18 protein-coding genes are annotated in these 15,061 nt (G+C 69.6%); 6 read left to right on the top strand and 12 right to left on the bottom strand.

Translation table 11 applies throughout. The features are described 5' to 3' along the window. Positions 1 to 138: 138 nt before the first annotated feature. Positions 139 to 909 carry an SDR family oxidoreductase gene (locus KL771_RS07015; RefSeq protein ID WP_261967836.1) on the bottom strand — a complete coding sequence of 257 codons (771 nt, stop codon included), beginning with the start codon at positions 907 to 909 and terminating at the stop codon, positions 139 to 141. Positions 910 to 1,274: 365 nt separating this feature from the next. On the opposite strand from KL771_RS07015, the gene KL771_RS07010 reads away from it, so the two are divergent. Beyond that, entirely contained in the window at positions 1,275 to 1,973 is a 699-nt protein-coding gene (locus tag KL771_RS07010) for an outer membrane protein (RefSeq protein ID WP_261967835.1), read from the top strand. Between the two features lie 43 nt (positions 1,974 to 2,016). Here KL771_RS07010 and KL771_RS07005 read toward each other — a convergent pair whose 3' ends face one another. Continuing rightward, a complete protein-coding gene (locus KL771_RS07005) occupies positions 2,017 to 3,081 on the bottom strand; it encodes a mitochondrial fission ELM1 family protein (RefSeq protein ID WP_261967834.1) in 1,065 nt (354 codons plus the stop codon). A 35-nt stretch (positions 3,082 to 3,116) separates the two neighbouring features. Further along, positions 3,117 to 3,914 (bottom strand): dienelactone hydrolase family protein, encoded by a 798-nt coding sequence (locus tag KL771_RS07000; RefSeq protein ID WP_261967833.1) that lies wholly within the window; start codon positions 3,912 to 3,914, stop codon positions 3,117 to 3,119. Positions 3,915 to 4,266: 352 nt separating this feature from the next. Here KL771_RS07000 and KL771_RS06995 point away from each other — a divergent pair, with 352 nt between their 5' ends. Beyond that, entirely contained in the window at positions 4,267 to 4,953 is a 687-nt protein-coding gene (locus KL771_RS06995; protein WP_261967832.1) for an outer membrane protein, read from the top strand. Positions 4,954 to 5,112: 159 nt separating this feature from the next. Here KL771_RS06995 and KL771_RS06990 read toward each other — a convergent pair whose 3' ends face one another. Continuing rightward, complete coding sequence (locus KL771_RS06990; protein WP_261967831.1) at positions 5,113 to 5,721, bottom strand: glutathione S-transferase family protein; 609 nt, start codon at positions 5,719 to 5,721, stop codon at positions 5,113 to 5,115. A gap of 299 nt (positions 5,722 to 6,020) precedes the next feature. Here KL771_RS06990 and KL771_RS06985 point away from each other — a divergent pair, with 299 nt between their 5' ends. Then, a complete protein-coding gene (locus KL771_RS06985; protein WP_261967830.1) occupies positions 6,021 to 6,224 on the top strand; it encodes a hypothetical protein in 204 nt (67 codons plus the stop codon). 12 nt (positions 6,225 to 6,236) lie between these two features. Here the strand turns inward: KL771_RS06985 and KL771_RS06980 are convergent, their stop codons facing one another. The 5 genes from KL771_RS06980 to KL771_RS06960 all read right to left on the bottom strand — a co-directional run bounded on the left by KL771_RS06980 (position 6,237) and on the right by KL771_RS06960 (position 10,464). Then, positions 6,237 to 7,307 carry a DUF1176 domain-containing protein gene (locus KL771_RS06980; protein ID WP_261967829.1) on the bottom strand — a complete coding sequence of 357 codons (1,071 nt, stop codon included), beginning with the start codon at positions 7,305 to 7,307 and terminating at the stop codon, positions 6,237 to 6,239. Continuing rightward, positions 7,304 to 7,981 carry a ribonuclease T2 gene (locus KL771_RS06975; RefSeq protein WP_261967828.1) on the bottom strand — a complete coding sequence of 226 codons (678 nt, stop codon included), beginning with the start codon at positions 7,979 to 7,981 and terminating at the stop codon, positions 7,304 to 7,306. Before KL771_RS06975 ends, KL771_RS06980 begins: the two co-directional genes overlap by 4 nt. 3 nt (positions 7,982 to 7,984) lie before the next feature. Next, positions 7,985 to 8,458, bottom strand: a complete 474-nt coding sequence (locus tag KL771_RS06970; RefSeq protein ID WP_261967827.1) for a hypothetical protein — start codon at positions 8,456 to 8,458, stop codon at positions 7,985 to 7,987. Between the two features lie 102 nt (positions 8,459 to 8,560). Then, the gene (locus KL771_RS06965) at positions 8,561 to 9,442 is read right to left on the bottom strand and encodes a 23S rRNA (adenine(2030)-N(6))-methyltransferase RlmJ (RefSeq protein ID WP_261967826.1); all 882 of its coding nucleotides are present in this window, start codon (positions 9,440 to 9,442) and stop codon (positions 8,561 to 8,563) included. A gap of 779 nt (positions 9,443 to 10,221) precedes the next feature. Continuing rightward, positions 10,222 to 10,464: a cold-shock protein gene (locus tag KL771_RS06960; RefSeq protein WP_054360629.1), complete on the bottom strand. Its 243-nt coding sequence runs from the start codon at positions 10,462 to 10,464 to the stop codon at positions 10,222 to 10,224. Here KL771_RS06960 and KL771_RS06955 point away from each other — a divergent pair. Further along, positions 10,390 to 11,076, top strand: a complete 687-nt coding sequence (locus KL771_RS06955) for a hypothetical protein (protein WP_261967825.1) — start codon at positions 10,390 to 10,392, stop codon at positions 11,074 to 11,076. The two genes, KL771_RS06960 and KL771_RS06955, sit on opposite strands and share 75 nt — an antisense overlap. Positions 11,077 to 11,188: 112 nt before the next feature. On the opposite strand, the gene KL771_RS06950 is transcribed toward KL771_RS06955, so the two are convergent. Beyond that, positions 11,189 to 11,821 carry a DM13 domain-containing protein gene (locus KL771_RS06950; RefSeq protein ID WP_261967824.1) on the bottom strand — a complete coding sequence of 211 codons (633 nt, stop codon included), beginning with the start codon at positions 11,819 to 11,821 and terminating at the stop codon, positions 11,189 to 11,191. A gap of 356 nt (positions 11,822 to 12,177) precedes the next feature. Between KL771_RS06950 and KL771_RS06945 the strand changes: the two genes are divergently transcribed. Beyond that, positions 12,178 to 12,852, top strand: coding sequence for an MBL fold metallo-hydrolase (locus KL771_RS06945; RefSeq protein WP_261967823.1), 675 nt, complete (start codon positions 12,178 to 12,180; stop codon positions 12,850 to 12,852). Positions 12,853 to 12,888: 36 nt separating this feature from the next. Here the strand turns inward: KL771_RS06945 and KL771_RS06940 are convergent, their stop codons facing one another. Both KL771_RS06940 and KL771_RS06935 read right to left on the bottom strand, forming a co-directional pair. Further along, entirely contained in the window at positions 12,889 to 13,572 is a 684-nt protein-coding gene (locus tag KL771_RS06940) for a lysozyme inhibitor LprI family protein (protein ID WP_261967822.1), read from the bottom strand. Then, the gene (locus KL771_RS06935; protein WP_261967821.1) at positions 13,569 to 14,015 is read right to left on the bottom strand and encodes a hypothetical protein; all 447 of its coding nucleotides are present in this window, start codon (positions 14,013 to 14,015) and stop codon (positions 13,569 to 13,571) included. The genes KL771_RS06940 and KL771_RS06935 overlap by 4 nt, the downstream gene beginning before the upstream one ends. Before the next feature lie 265 nt (positions 14,016 to 14,280). Between KL771_RS06935 and KL771_RS06930 the strand changes: the two genes are divergently transcribed. Next, complete coding sequence (locus KL771_RS06930) at positions 14,281 to 14,979, top strand: hypothetical protein (protein ID WP_261967820.1); 699 nt, start codon at positions 14,281 to 14,283, stop codon at positions 14,977 to 14,979. Positions 14,980 to 15,061 lie beyond the last annotated feature (82 nt).

Genomic DNA, 15,061 nt, shown 5'->3' with positions numbered 1-15,061 from the left:
TGCCTCGCCACGGACCGGCTCTGCGGACCGTGCAATCCCGGGCCATGGTCGCCACGGTTGCGGCTTGCTGGTGGATGCAGTCGTGGGCGACGGTGTGTTGCGGGACCCGGTCCCGCGGCATCGCCCCGCGACAGGCCGCTATTCCGCGATGCCGACCACATCCGGCGTCCGCCAGGCCAGATGCTGGCCGCCGTCCAGGCAGATCATCTGCCCGGTGATCGACGGGGTCTCCCACAGATATCGGATGGTCCGCCCGAACTCGGCGAGATCCGGGCCGACCCCCAGCGGCACCGCCGCCGTCTGCCGGTCGAAATCGTCGCCGGACTGGCGGATATTCGCAAGCGTCGGGCCGGGACCGATCGCATTGACCCGGATGCGCGGGGCGAGCGCCTGGGCCATGGTCCGCGTGGCCATGTGCAGCGCCGATTTGGACAGCATATAGGAAAAGAACTGCGGCGTCGGCTTGAGCACGCGCTGGTCGACGAGATTGACGATATGGCCGCCGACCCCTTCCGGCAGCCGCGATACGAAGGCGTCGGCGAGCAGACAGGGGGCGATCAGGTTGACGCGTAGCTGGCGCTCGAACAGGTCCGGATCGAGCGTGCCGATCTCGTCCTTCTCGAACATCGACGCGTTGTTAATCAGGAGATCGATCGGCCCGAGCCGGTCGGCCGCGGCGCCGACGATGCGATAGACGGACTGAATGTCGGCCAGATCGCCGCTGACCACCTCCGCCCGCCCGCCATCGTCCCGAATCGAGGCCGCCAGCTGCTCGGCCTGTTCCCGCCCGGTCAGGCAATGGATGGCGACGCCCCAGCCGTGACCGGCCAGGTCCCGCGCGATCGCGGCCCCGATGCGGCGCCCGGCGCCGGTGATCAGGGCATTGCGGGGGGGAGGGAAGTGCATCATCGCGCGGCTCCTCGATGCGACGCCGTGGGTGGCCGACGGCAGCTCCAATCGGCCCATCTACGCGCCGGCGCGGCCGGCGGATCGCCAGCCGCCGCCTCCTTTACGGTTCATCAACCGGAAAGGCGGCCGTCAGCCGGGTGCCGCATTCACCGAGAGATCGACGCGAAGCCTCCACATTCCTTCCGAAGACGCGCCGCAAACGACGCCTAGCCATAGCCAACCCGGGTCGTAGGGCGGCCAAGCCGACGCGACGACCGGAGTGGATGGCGTTCCCCGCCGGGGACCGCTCCGGACCGGCCGATTGCCGTGCGATCGGTCCGGTCGATCGTCGACGGCGATCCGGGCAGATGTCACGAGGATCCATCATGACCAAACTTTACCTGCGCGCTGCACCTGCGGCCCTCGCGCTCGGCCTGACCGGCGGCGCCGCTTCGGCCGCCGACCTCTCCCGCGCTCCCGCGCCGGCCCCGGTCGCCGCGCCGGCCTATCCGGACAACATCGTCTCCTATGGGTTCAACTGGACCGGCGCCTATGTGGGCGCCAATGTCGGCGGGCGCACCATGTCGACGTCGCTCGGTTCCGGGCGCGGGTCGATCGACACCAAGTCGGCGGTCGGCGGTCTGCAGGCCGGCTACCTGTTCCAGACCGGCAATTTCGTCTACGGCCTGGAAGCCGATTTCGGCTACGGCCAGAACAGCGGCTCGAAGAGCGTACCGGGCGGCCGCGTCACCTCGGCGCTCGACTGGACCGCGTCGGGACGCGCCCGCCTGGGCTATGCCTTCGATCGGCTGCTCGTCTACGGTACCGGCGGCATTGCCGGCGCCGATCTCGAATCTGAGGGTCGCGGCGGCGGCAACCGGTCGAAGAAGACCGATACCCTGATCGGCTGGACCGCCGGCGGCGGTCTCGAATATGCGGTCACCAAAAACATCTCGCTGCGCGCCGAATATCTCTATTCGGACTACGGCACTTCGAATGTCAGCTATGCCGGCACGGGCATCAAGGGCGGCAAGCAGGACATCACGTCGAATCTCGGCCGGCTCGGCGTGAACTTCAAGTTCTGATCCCCGGCACGGCAACGGCGTCGCCTGCGGCGCCGTTTCGCCTTCAGCTTTCCTTCGTCGCAAGCGCCGGCGCCGGCGGGTGCGGCGGAACAAGGCCCAAGGCCGCCAGCAGATGCGGCGCGGCCAGCAGGTTGGCCTGCAGGACCTCGATCGGCTCGAAGGGAACCGGCTCGCCGCCGGTCAGCGCCGCCGCCATCCGCTCCACGGTCAGTTCCGAGATCGGAATCACCGGCGTGCCGGCCATCGCCGCCATCGCGGTCACGGCTTCGTCCTGGCGCGACGGCCAGACCATGCTCGGCTTCAGGGCGATCACTGGCCGGCCGGCGGTCAGCGCTTCCGACAGCATGGCCATGGAATCCTCGGTGACCAGCGTGCCGTCGAGCCCCAACACCTCGTTGGGCGAACCCGGCATGGCCGGATCATACTCGATGAACTTGTGCAGATCCCCGCTTTTGACCAGCGATTTCAGGAACTTGCGGGCGGCCCGCGGGGTCCGGCGGGAGGTTGTCGCCCACCATTCTATGCCGAGATCGCGCCGCGTCTCGGCGATCAGGCGTGCCAACTGGCGCCAGTCCCGGGTCGTGAAGCGGTGCGTGCGGGTCTCGCCGCCGAGCATCAGGCCGAGGCGCGCGCCGCGCAGGTCCTCCGGTCCGGTCAGGCGCCGCGGCAGCGGGAAATCCTTCCGGCTGACCGGATTGAGCACCGGCGCATAGACGTGGCGCGGCTCGTAGGCATCGCGCGGGCAGGGCGTGACGACCATGTCCATCTCGTCGAGATAGCGGCGGTCGTGGATGCCGGCATAGACGAAGCGGGCACCGAACAGGCGCGCGATCAGCAGCCCCGGAACGACGTTGCGGTGACCGGAGGCGATCACGATGTCGGGCGGGTCGAGCGTTTCGACTTCGAAGTCGTAGAGCAGGCCGAGCACGAGACTGGCCGGCAGGTGCAGGCGGTAGGCGATCGTCGGAATGATCCGGCGCGAGAACCAATGGAAGTTCGGGAATACGTTGCGCACTTCCAGCGGGGCGATCCGCGCCAGGGCGCTGGCGACGCCCTCGCATTGGCGGAAATGGCCCGGACGGTTGTCCCTGACGATATAGACCAGCATGGAAATCGGACTCGGGGGTTCGGGCCGCCGCGCGGTCAGCGCGGCTTGACGTAGCGGGCGAGGAAGAACTCCATCCGATCGAAGGCGAGGGCGACGACGGCGTCGTCGACCTTGCGGTCGGTCTGCTCGTTCATAAACGAGGCGGTCTGGCCCTCATAGACATACTGTTCGTACACCTTCGAATGGCCCATCAGCTTGCGTTCGGCCGGTTCGACCAGAGCCATGGTGCGTTCGTCGAGCGCGGCATAGTGCAATTGCAGCGGAACCTTGATGGCCGGGATCTGCTCGCCCGTCGGCGGCGCCATGTAAAACAGCACCAAGGCCTTCACGGGGCCCGGATCGGCGGCGATCGCGGCGCAGCCGGCGGCGCCCCAGCCGAGCGCGACGAGTGCGACCGTGCCGGAACTCTGCGGCTGGGCGGCCAGAAAGTCGACCGACGAGCGAATCAGCGCCGTGACGTTGGCGGGCGTCAGATTGTTCAGCTTGGTGCGCGCGGCCTTGTCGTCCGGCGACCCATAGAGGGTCACGAAGCTCGGAACGAAGACCATGTAGCCCTGGCGTGCCAGCCGGCGGGCCAGGCGCGTGCAACTGACCGCGCCGCTCGTCTCCGGGATGACGACGATCGCCGGCATCTTCGCAAGGGCAGCCTGGTGCACGAGGAGGCCCGTGCAGCGTCCGCCCGCGACCGCATAGTCGACAGTGCGCTCCGCGAGCCCTTCCGACTGGGCGCCGGCCCCGCGGCCCAGGACGGGCAGTACGGCGGCGGCGGCAAGGCCGGCGAGGAGGCTCCGGCGGCCGGGCAGGGCCGGGGCCCTGGAGCGATCGATCGTCAAATCCGTGACCTTGGCTGGGGATCGAATCCCGACAGTCGCGTCCCGCGGATGTCGAGGTCCGACCATGCGATCATGAGAGTGGCGGTCCGCTTTCGCGAGACGGACGGAACGCAGCCGCCCCGCTCGTAACACCGGCAGAATGCGGCCGCAGCGCGCGGCACGGCGCCGCGAACCGGGCCGTCCCCGGCCGACAACGAGGTTCGTTCCACGAAACCGGCGCGAATTCAAGGCCGCCGTCGTCCCGGCAAGGACCATGAGGGGCAGTCGTTTCACCGACCATTAACCTGAACGAGTCCATACCTCGATGGTGCTTCCCGGCTTCCCGGGGAGAGAGCAGTCAAGGAACGTTGTCATGTCTCGCGTCTCGTTCGTCGCTCTGATGGCGGCTGTTGCCGTCCTGTCCGCGACCGCGGCCGAAGCGGCCGACATCTATGGCGGTTCGGCGCCCCCGCCGGTCCAGCCCTATGGCGGCAGTGCCTACCTGCCGTCGTCCCCGTCGAACTGGAATGGCGCCTATCTGGGTGCCCAGGGCGGCATGGCCTGGGGTTCCGCCCGCAACAAGGTCAAGGGCGTCTCGACGCGCTCGGCCGATACCAGCGGCGGCAATGTCGGCCTCTATGGCGGCGTCAATGCCAATGTCGGCGCCAACTTCGTGGTCGGCGCCGAAGCCGACATCAACTATTCCGGCGAGAACGGCACGTCCGTCAATGGCGGCAAGGCCTATCGCGCCGGATCCGACTGGAACGGCACGGTGCGCGGTCGCGTCGGCGTGGCCTTCGACCGGATCATGCCCTATGCGACCGGCGGCATCGCCTTCGTCGACAACGGCGTGCGCGGCAACGGCAATTCGTCCTCGTCGACCGAGGTCGGCATGGCCCTCGGCGCCGGCGTCGAAGGCAAGATCACCGACCGGGTCAGCGCCAAGCTCGAATACATGTATCTCGGCACGCCCGACGGCTCGCACACGCTCGGCAAGCAGAAGGTCGAAAGCGACCAGTCGAGCAACATCCTGCGGCTCGGCGCGGCCTACAAGTTCTGATCACCGATCGCGATCCGCCGGCCGATCCTTGATCGGACCGCCGGCGGCTTCGATCTTGCGGCGGCCCGGGTCCTGCCCGATGCCGCGAAACGGACGGGGCGGCGACGCTCCGTCCGTTTCCGTTTCGGCGGCGTAGGGCCAGTCGCCGGCGGATCGGGATCAGGGCTTGACGCGGGTCGCCTCGAAGGCCGGATTGCGCGCCGCGAAGGCGTCCAGGTAGGCAACCAGCTTCGGATGCGCGGCGCGCCACCGGCCCTCGAAGCGCAGGTCCAGATAACCGAGCGCGCAGGCGACGGCGATCTCTCCGACCGTCAGGACACCGTCGGCAGCCGGCGGCGCCTCCTCCAGCACGGCCAGCACCCGCTCGACCTTGGCGGCCTGGTAGGTGAGCCAGGCGGGGCTGCGCTCGGTCTCGCTGCGGAACCGGATCTCGTAGACCTGCAGCAGGGCGGCATCCATCAGGCCGTCGGCGAGCGCCTGCAGGCGCAACGCCGCGAAGCGGGCCGTCGTCTCGACCGGAATGATCCCGCCGCCGCCGGCCAGCGTGTCGAGATATTCGAGGATCACGCGGCTGTCATAGAGCGCGGTCCCGTCCTCCAGGACGAGGCACGGGATCTTGCCGAGCGGATTCTGCCGGCGCAGCGAATCGGAGGGATCATTGGTGTCGGCGATCTCGATCGTGATCCGGTCGGAGAGGCCGAGCAGAGCCGCGGCGACCTTCACCTTGCGGCCGAACGGGGAGGGCATGGAGGAGCGCAGGACGAGCATCGGGACTTTCCTGTGGGCGTGAAGGCGTGGGATCGACCGCCGGGCGTCGCGCGGCCGGGACCGGCGGTGCGACCCGGGACCCGGGACGCCCGCCGGCGAGGGCGGCCCGCATCACCGGATGGCTGCCGGCGGGGCGGAAGATGTCACCCGTCGTCGGTCTCCTGGCAAGTCCCGTCCGGCGCATGGCCGCATGTCGGTTTGTCGGAAAATCCGCTTCAAATCGAGCGACCGTCCGCAACGGACCGGCAATTCGCCGGGCGCAGGGTGTCCCCGTCAGGCCCAGTGCCGGGACCGGGATCATGGTCAAGCTGCCCGCGCTCATTCTCGCCGTCTATGCCGCCGGAGCCCCGCTGCCCGCGAGCCTCGTGCCGGAGCCGTTGTCCGGCGGCCTTCGGGAGTTCCACCAAACGATCAATGCCGGCGTCTCGGAGGCGTTGCACGCCTTCGTGGCCCGCGATGTCTTCGGCCTCGCCCGGATCGGCATGCCGGCTCGGCGCGGGTGAACCGCCGGCGGCTCAGCGCGGCGGGAAAACCTTCGGCCAGTCGGCCGGGTTCCGGCTGCGTCCGCAATCCGGCGCGTAGCGGTATTCCTCCATGGCGAAGCCGTAATCCTTCCAGCGCCAGACGCCGCGGCCGCCGCACCCCGCATCCGAGCGCGCCGCCGAACGGGCGGTCAGCCGCGCCTCGCCGGGCTCGAAGGCGATGTTCGGCAGCAGGTCGGTGCCGCGCCAGCCGAAGACCGGGTCGTAGAGGGCGAAGAAGAGCGGGGTCATGCCGCCGATCTCGCCGGATTCGAGTACCCAGAGCTTGTAGGAGACCTGGCCGCCCGATGAAGCGCAGGGGATGCCGTAGAGCATCGCCGTGCGCGAGAGAGGGCCGATCACCGGGGCGAGCGGCTTCAGCAGGGGGGATTGCGGATCCTCGCAATCGCTCGCCGTCCGATGGCGCTCCAGGAGCCGTGCCGGCAGTCCCTGGCGCATGATCAGCGCGGCCTTGCCGATCGGGGGCGGCGGCGGCAGGGCACGGCCCGGTGCGATGCCTTCGCGCCGGGCCTTGCGGTCCAGCAGCGCATCGGTCCGGTCGATCACGGCCGCGAGCCCGTCGAGCCGGAAATCGGCGTCGTGGGGCGCGCCGGTCACGTCCAGATATTCGATGCGCAGCCGCCGCCCCGGACCGCCCCCCTGAAGGATGGCGTCGATCGTCTTGGCATCCAGTAGCCAGAAGGCCTCCGGGCGTTCGAAGCCGGCATAGCCGCGCTCCGGCGTCAGCGTACCGAGCGGACGGTTGTCGAGCCGCAGGGTAATCGGCCGCTCGCGGTCCGGGATCGCGGTCTGTGACGCAAATCCGAGGGCAATGCGATCGTCGCCCGCAAAACGCCCGAAGGTGAGGGCCTGAAGCCCGAACAGCGACGGCAGGCTGGCCCGGCAGGTGCCGGCCTCGCAGTTCAGGGCCCAGCCCTGCACGGTCTCCTCGGCGGCTCGAACGGGGGCTGCGGCCAGCGCCGTCACGGCCAGAACCGACGCGATCGCGATCGTGGCCGCCGCCGTTCTGCGGGGCGGTCGGAAGTCCGCGGCGGCTGCGCTCATCGGGCGCGGATGGCCGGCATGTAGACGCGGTCCCGACGGCAGGCCTTGCGATCCACCTCCGGGCAGGCGCGGAACTGGCTCAGGTCCTTGCTGAAGCAGATCTGCACCTCGCGCAGGCGGCGATCGTCGCAGGAGATGGCGATCTCGTTGCGGTCGAGTTCCTTGTTGGCGGCCAGGAAGGCCTCCTCGACCGCCTTCACGTCGACCATCAGGGGTTCGCGCGGGGCCTGGTAGTCGGCCGGCACGATGATCCGGTCGAATGCCTTGCGGGTGGCCTTGAAGTAGTCGGCCGGCGTCAGGCCCGAGCAGGTGCCGTGCGAGCGCCATTCGTGGATGACGAGGCCGAAGGCCGGGAAGATGTCGAGCTGGTCGCGGATCAGCCGGTCGGGCAGGCGTCCGGCGTTGTCCGGGCAATTGCGCGGATAGCCGCGCTCATATTGCGGCCAAAGCCCATGCACGACGAAGGCGAAGGGGCGGGCGCATTGCTGATCCCGCCGCTGGTCGCCCTGCGCTTCGCAGTAGCTGGGCGACCAGGACAGCGATAGGACCCAGAAATCGAACCGGCCGGGCTCGTCGCCGGCCCGGGCCGGCCCAAGGCTCCAGGCAACCGCGCAGGCCGCGAGGCAGGCGGCCCGTCCGGCCGTACGGCCGATCCGCTCAAGCCATCGCGCCATGGCTCACCACCAATACCGGACGGCGCGGCAGTTGCCGTCCTGGACCCGCCAGCGATCGTAGCCCTGGACGCAGAATTCGACATTCCAGGACAGACCGAGGAAACCGTAATTCTGCTCAATCAGATAGTAGAGCGTCTTCGGCCGCGGACCGTCGTTGAGATAGGCATGGGCATAGCAGTAGCGCCGCAGCACGGGGCCGGAATTGAGATTGCCGAAATGGCTCTGCCGGATGCGATCGACCTGCTGGATGGCGAGGCCCCGGTGCAGCACGTTGGCGTCCAAATGGACGAATTTTTCGCGGATCGTCTCCACGACGCCGGCATCCCCGCAGGCCGGCACGTCGCTGGGGGCAACCATCGCGTCGAGAAGCCCGGCCCGGGCCGACGGAGCTGGCAGGCCCGTCGCCGCAACGGCGGCGATCGCCAGGGTGGCGGCGCGGAGACGCCCGGACGAAACGAGGCGGGATAGGCGCGACATGACGGAATCCTCAGGCTTGGCGGCGTCGGCCGAGACTGCGGGAGGGTGTCGGGCAAATCAAGCGTGCAGCTACCGGCGGGATACGGTTCTCGGGCGGTGCGGCTACTCGGCCACGAGCCAGTCGACCCGCCCGCCGGCACCGCGACCCGTGGCCAGCCATTCGGCGAGTGCGGGCACCAGGCGACCGAGTTCCGCCTCCAGCGTCCAGGGCGGATTGACGAGGATCAGCCCGCTGCCGGTCAGGGAACGGCCCGGCTCGACCTGCGCGGTGCGCAATTCGACCCGCAGAATCTTGCGGATGCCGGTTTCGATCAGTATCCGATGAAAGGCGCCGGTCTCGGCCTCGTCCTTGATCGGATACCAAAGCGCGAAGACGCCCCCGGCGAAACGCCGCAAGCCGTCGACGAGGCCGTCGGCAAGACGCCGGAACTCGTCCGGCTGCTCGAAGGGCGGATCGACCAGGATCGCACCGCGCCGCTCCTTGGGCGGCAGGAAGCTCTTCAGCGCCAGCCAGCCGTCCAGTTCGATCGTCTTGACCTGCACGTCGCCGGCGAAGAGCGTCGAGAGGCGGGTGAAATCGGCAGGGTGCAGTTCGGTCAATGTCAGCCGGTCGACCTTGCGCAGCATGTGCCGGGCGATCATCGGCGAGCCCGGATAGACCGTCAGTCGGGCGGGTTCGAAGGCGGCACCGGGGACGACCTGCTCGATGCCGTTGGCCGCGGCGATCGCGGCCAGCCAGGGCGCGAGCAGGGCGGCGCTGTCGGGGTCGAGCGGCGCTCGCAGGATGCGGCCGATGCCGTTGCGCCATTCCCCGGTCTTCTGCGCCTCCGGGCCCGAGAGATCGTAGAGGCCGGTGCCGGCATGGGTGTCGAGCAGACGGAAGGGCGTCTCCTTCTTCTGCAGATGCACGATGATGCGGGCCAGCACGGCGTGCTTCAGTACATCGGCGAAGTTTCCGGCGTGATAGACGTGGCGGTAGTTCATCGGCGGATCAACGGTTCATCTGGTGGGTTGAAGACGAGGCGACGTGAATTTTCGACCCGGACCGGCGACGGCCTGGATCGAGGGCCGGGCCGGGGCGTGGAGGGCCGGGCCGGGGAGCGGCGGTCTCGGCACGGGCAAACAGCAAGGAACCCGATAGAGGCTCGGCGGGTTTCGAGGTGGGCGGCTTCGAGGTAGGCGGATGCGAGTGGGCGGAGTTCGGCCGGCGGGCTGACGGGGCGCGCGCCGCATCCGATTGCCAGGGGAGGGGCGGGCGGCGAGACGGAGGCATCCCGCCACGAGAGGTTGGTGGGATGGATCGCAGGCCAGAGGGCAATCCCGGCATTCGCCGCTCGCGGCTACCAGATTGAATCGACCGTTCGATCAAAGAACCGGTGGATCGGATGCATGAGACGGGCGGGATGCGTCCGCTTCGATCGAGCCACGGGGCTGGTGCGGTGGACGGCCGAGCACGCTGCCCCCAAGGCCCCCGGGGCGAGGCTCCCGATCCGTGCGGGCGGCCGGATCGCAGCGATTGCGCAGTCGTGACGCCCTTCCCGGGGGAACGGGCCGGGCGCAGCCGGGACAAAGCCGTGGCCGCCCGGATCGGCAGGACGCGTCGGCGTCGGCGCGATGGTCCGGATCGGCGCGGCGCCGCAGTGTCGACACGCAGGCGGGCATTGGGCCGGGAGGCGGCGGGTCGGGGCGAAATGAAAACCCGCGCCATGCGGACATGGCGCGGGCGGATTCATCCCGAGACAGCAATCCCGGGCGGGACGATATCAGTCGTCCAGCATCGGCTGGTCGTCGCCGTCGCCGCCGGCGCCACCTTCGAGCACCTGCAGGTTGACGGCCTTCGGACCCTTGCCGCGCTTATCCGGCTCGGTCTCGAACGAGATCTTCTGACCCTTGTCGAGCACGCCCAGGCCGGAACGCTCCACGGCGCTCACATGGACGAACACGTCCGCACCGCCCTCGTCGGGGGTGATGAAGCCGTAGCCCTTCTCGGCGTTGAAGAACTTCACGGTGCCGTTCTGGCGCGGGCCGCGATCGACCGGAGGACGCGGACGGAAACCGCCCTCGCCACCGCCGGCTTCCTCGCCCTCGAAGCGCCGACGCGGACGGAAGCCGCCGCCGCCGCCGAAGCCGCCGCCAGGGCCACCGCCACCGCCACCGCCACCGAAGCCGCCGCGGTCGCCACCGCCGAAGCCACCACCGCCGAAGCCGCCGCGGTCACCACCGCCGCCGCCGAAACCGCCCTGATCGCCGAACTCGCGCCGCCCACGGCCACCGAAACCGCCACGATCACCGCCACCGCCGCCGAAACCGCCGCGATCGCCACCACCGAAACCCTCGTCGCGGCCGCCGAAGCCGCCCCGATCACGCCCGCCGCCGAAGCCGCCGCGATCACCGCCTCCACCGCGACCGCCGAAACCACGATCCCTCATTCCAAGCCCTTTCCCGCGGGGACATCCCCGAAGACACAAAAAACCTCACGCCGCGCGAGGCCGATTCCAGGCAGTCACGTTCCCGCGTCGGGACAGATGTTGCGCGTTTTCGCAATGAACCGGCCGCGCCGACCGTCTCGCCCAAGTTCCGAACCGCCACCAATGAACTTTATGAACGAGACCTGTTAAAAGGGCAAGGCCGGGTCCCGTTTTTCTGTCGAACCTGCAGACTCGAGCCTGTCAACTCTCGGACAATTCGAAGCGCTTCCGTGGCTGCGTGGTATCGGACCGGCGCAGGTCTTCAACTGCGCGGTTTCAGCGGTGCCGATGCGAAAAGAACCGAAAGCTGCTTGGACCAGATCACAACCGCCTTGAACTGTGCGGGATCGATCCCTTCCGGCAGGGTATAGATCTGGTCGCCCTTGACGCTGCGGAGTGTGCCAAGCGAGACCGACTTGGTCTTATTCACATCTGCGGACTTCTTCGGGTCCGGATGCGGCACCAGGAGTATTTCCAGGGCCGGTCCGGCCGAGGTGGCGAAGCCGGTCAGCTTCAGTTGGAAGCCGCGCTCGGTCTTGGCCAGATCGACCGCGCCGCTGCCCTTGCGGCCCGGGTCGCCGTCGTGGAACCGGCCCTGCAGGCTGGTGACCGGGATGGCGGCGACCTTCGCGGGCGCCTTGCCGCGGTTGCCCTTCGCCGGCTGGGCATCGCCGTCGCGCGACGGCGTGCCGGTCGCTGCCGGGCCCGGCGCGGCGATTGCGGCCGGATCCGCGGCCGCCTCGGCGGCCGGCGCACGCATGGGGCCGGGGACCGCCGCCGGAACGGTTTCGGCGGCGCCGGCCGGCGTCTGGCCGCGACCGAACACAATGGGGGCTCCGAAGGCCACGGAAAGACAGCAGACGAGGCTGACGACCGCGATGGTGCTGGCGCGCATGGCCGGACTCCGGAGCTCCGATTCGAGGGCGTGAAAGTTGGTTAAGGAAGCGTTGGCGACTTGGCCGCAGCCTTCGATCCCGATGGCGTATCAGAACAACATTTCCGGCATGAGCCATGGATGCCGCCGGCACCCGCTTCTTGGATCAAATTTTCGTGTGCGGTCGGAAAACCGCCCCAAAGTGCCGTTTGCCGACCCTTCGGCGCAGCGGAGCCGGCGCGGCCGCCTGTGGAAGGTGGGGATGGTCCGGAGCCTTTCAACCCGCCCGCCCGGCCTGTGATGCAGATCGAATCGACGGCGTGGTTTCCCTTGCCGGGCGTGCGCCCTAAGACAGGGACGTACAGCCGGAGCCCGACATGTCCGAAGACCAAGACCCGCCGTTTCGCATCGCCCTCGTTCCCGTCACCGACTTCCAGCAGAACTGCTCGATCCTCGTCGAGACGGCCACCGGCATCGGCGCGGTGGTCGATCCGGGCGGCGACGTGCCGCGCATCCTGGCCGGCATCGGGCAGATGAACGCCCGCATCGAAAAGATCCTGCTGACGCACGGCCATCTCGACCATGCGGGCGGTGCGGCCGCCCTGAAGGCCGCGCTCGAGGCCCGCCAGGGCGGACCGGTCCCGATCGTCGGGCCGCACCGCGCCGAGGCCGCGATCCTGGCCAACATCCCGACTTCCGCGGCGAAATGGGGCCTGAGCGGATACGAGGCCGCCACGCCCGACCAGTGGCTCGAGGAGGGCGACCGGGTCACGGTTGGTTCGATCGGCTTCGACGTGCTGCACTGCCCGGGCCATTCGCCCGGCAGCGTGATCTACGTGCAGCGCGAGGCCGGCTTCATCCTGATGGGCGATGTCCTGTTCCAGGGCTCGATCGGCCGCACCGATCTCCCCTTCGGCGACCACGCCACGCTGATCCGGTCGATCCGCGACAAGGTGCTGCCGCTCGGCGACCATTTCGTCTTCCTGCCCGGCCATGGCGGCATGAGCCGGATCGGCGACGAAAGGGTCTCCAATCCCTTCATCCAGGATTGAGCCAAGCCCGGCGGCGCGGCTGCGGCCGGGCTGCCGTCACTTGACCGGCAGGTAGCCGCCCGCGACGCTGCCGCGCTCGGTGCAGGCCGGGAAGGGCGCGCCCGGCTTGCCGCCGTCCGGCACCTCGACGGAGACCTGCAGCGCGCCGGCCTTGCGGGCGATCCGCACGGTCCAGCCGACGGCGGTCTCCCGGGATTCCGCCGCAAGATCGGGCCGGCCGCCCCTGGCGGTGCCGGTGAAGCGGCAGGTCCACAGGCCGCCGGGATCGCGGGCGTCGATTTCGACGATCCAGCTGCCGGCATCGCCCCGGCGCACCACCAGCCGGCCGCGGGCGTTGGCCCAGTCGCCGGCGAAGTCGGCGCGCGGCGTCGGGTCGATCGAGGCCAGGAAGGCGGAGCGCGCGGCGAGCGCCGTCGCCAGACCGGCGCGGTCGCCCTGCAGATCGTTGCGGTCGGCCAGGAAGGCGGCTTGGTCTTCGCGCAGGATCTTCGCCGTGACCAGATCGAGCCGGCGCAGCAGGCCGGCGATGGTGCCGGCGATCTCCAGGTCCCGGGCCGAGAGCCCGGCATCGGCGCAGATGGCGCGCTCGGTCGCGTTATGAGCCTTGGTGCAATCGAAGGAGGCCGGCGCGGCCAGGGCCGGGGCGGCGCCGGGGCCGCAGGAGACGGAACCGGCAAGGAAGCAGGCCGCAAGAAGGCCGGCGGAGGCGGAGCGGATCATGGATGGATCTCGACGGGCACGGGATCGTTGCCGTCGCCGGGGTCGTAGGTCCAGCGGCCCCGGCCGGCTTCTTCCGAATAGACCAGTTTCGTGTCGGTTCCCAGCTTCCGCGACAGTTCGAAGCCGGTTCCGTCCGCATCGAGGCTGTAGAGCCAGGCCGGCGGGGTGCCGGTGTCGAAGCGGATCAGCGCGCCGATATCCTCGGCGACCAGCCCGTCCGGCACCTGTCCGGCCAGATCGCCGGCATAGCGCGGCAGGGCGCCGCGCTCGCGGCGATAGCTCTCGACCAGCGCGACGATCGGCGCGGCCGCGGCGGCGGCCTCGCGCCATCGGGACTGGTCGGCGCTGCGGTCGCCATGGCCGAGCAGCACCAAGGCCGCGCCGGCCAGGAGGACGCAGACGACGAGGGCCATGACGGCGATGCGGCGCAGGGACGGCAACATGGGCGAAGGCTAGCATGGTTCGGATCCGGTCCCCAATCCGCCCGGGCCTCGGATCGGGGTTGCAGCGCCGGCATGGTGAATGGCGCTGCGGGACCGTGCCGAGGCGTGCGATCCTGCCCGAATTTCGCCCCGTCGGCCGCGCAGGCTGCGCATCCGACCGCTCCGTCGCCCGATCGGGTCGGCGGGCGGCTCTCGCGGGGCGGGCTGCGAAGCGCGCGGCCCCGACCCGTCCACCATCCCGGCCGAGCCGGAAGGAGCGATCGCCATGACCGGCGTCCAGGCATTCATGACGACGGCCCTGCTCGCCACAGGTTTCGCCCTGGCCGGTCCGGCAGTCCTGCCGGCCCTGGGTCCGTCTGCGATCGGGCTCTCCGGGGTCGGGCAGGCCCAGGCCGCCGCCCCGGAGGCGAAGCCCGCAGCGCAGCTGGCGAGCCCGGTCGAGGACTTCAACCGCACGCTCGGCGAGGTCAAGAAGTCGCTCGGCGACCTGACCGGCCGGATCGAGCAGTCGACCAAGGACATCGAGAAGGTCACCGCGCCGGATGCGGCCCGCAAGGAACTGGCCGAGCTGCAGGCGCTGATCGCCGACGCGCTCGGCTCGGTCTCCGACAACGGGCCGGTCGCCACGCTCGGCCAGAAGGTGATCGAGTTCTCGCGCGCCAAGCAGCGCCAGATCGAGGCCGACACCAAATTCACGGCCGAGGAGCGCGCCTTCCTGCTGAAGGAATGGACCCGCATCGGCACCGAGGCCCGCCGCGCGGCTGAAGACCTGACCAATGCCCGGCAGGAATTCGCCAAGCTCCTGCGCACGGTGCAGACGCGCAGCGACTATATCGAGGAGCTGCAGGCGCTCAACAATGCCGACCAGATGCTGCAGGTGATCAAGCGGCTCGCCGACGACATCCGCAACGCGTCCTCGGCCCTGAAAAACTTCATCCAGACCGTCACCCCGCCGCAATCCTGATCCCGTCGGCGGCATCTGGGCCGCACGGGTTGCGTCCCATCCCCGTGCGGCCCGAAATCTCCCCGGCCCGAATCTCTCCCGC

Origin of the sequence: Prosthecodimorpha staleyi (assembly GCF_018729455.1) — a bacterium.
In the GTDB taxonomy this organism is placed as follows: domain Bacteria; phylum Pseudomonadota; class Alphaproteobacteria; order Rhizobiales; family Ancalomicrobiaceae; genus Prosthecodimorpha; species Prosthecodimorpha staleyi.
This window is presented reverse-complemented; position numbering and strand designations above follow the sequence as displayed.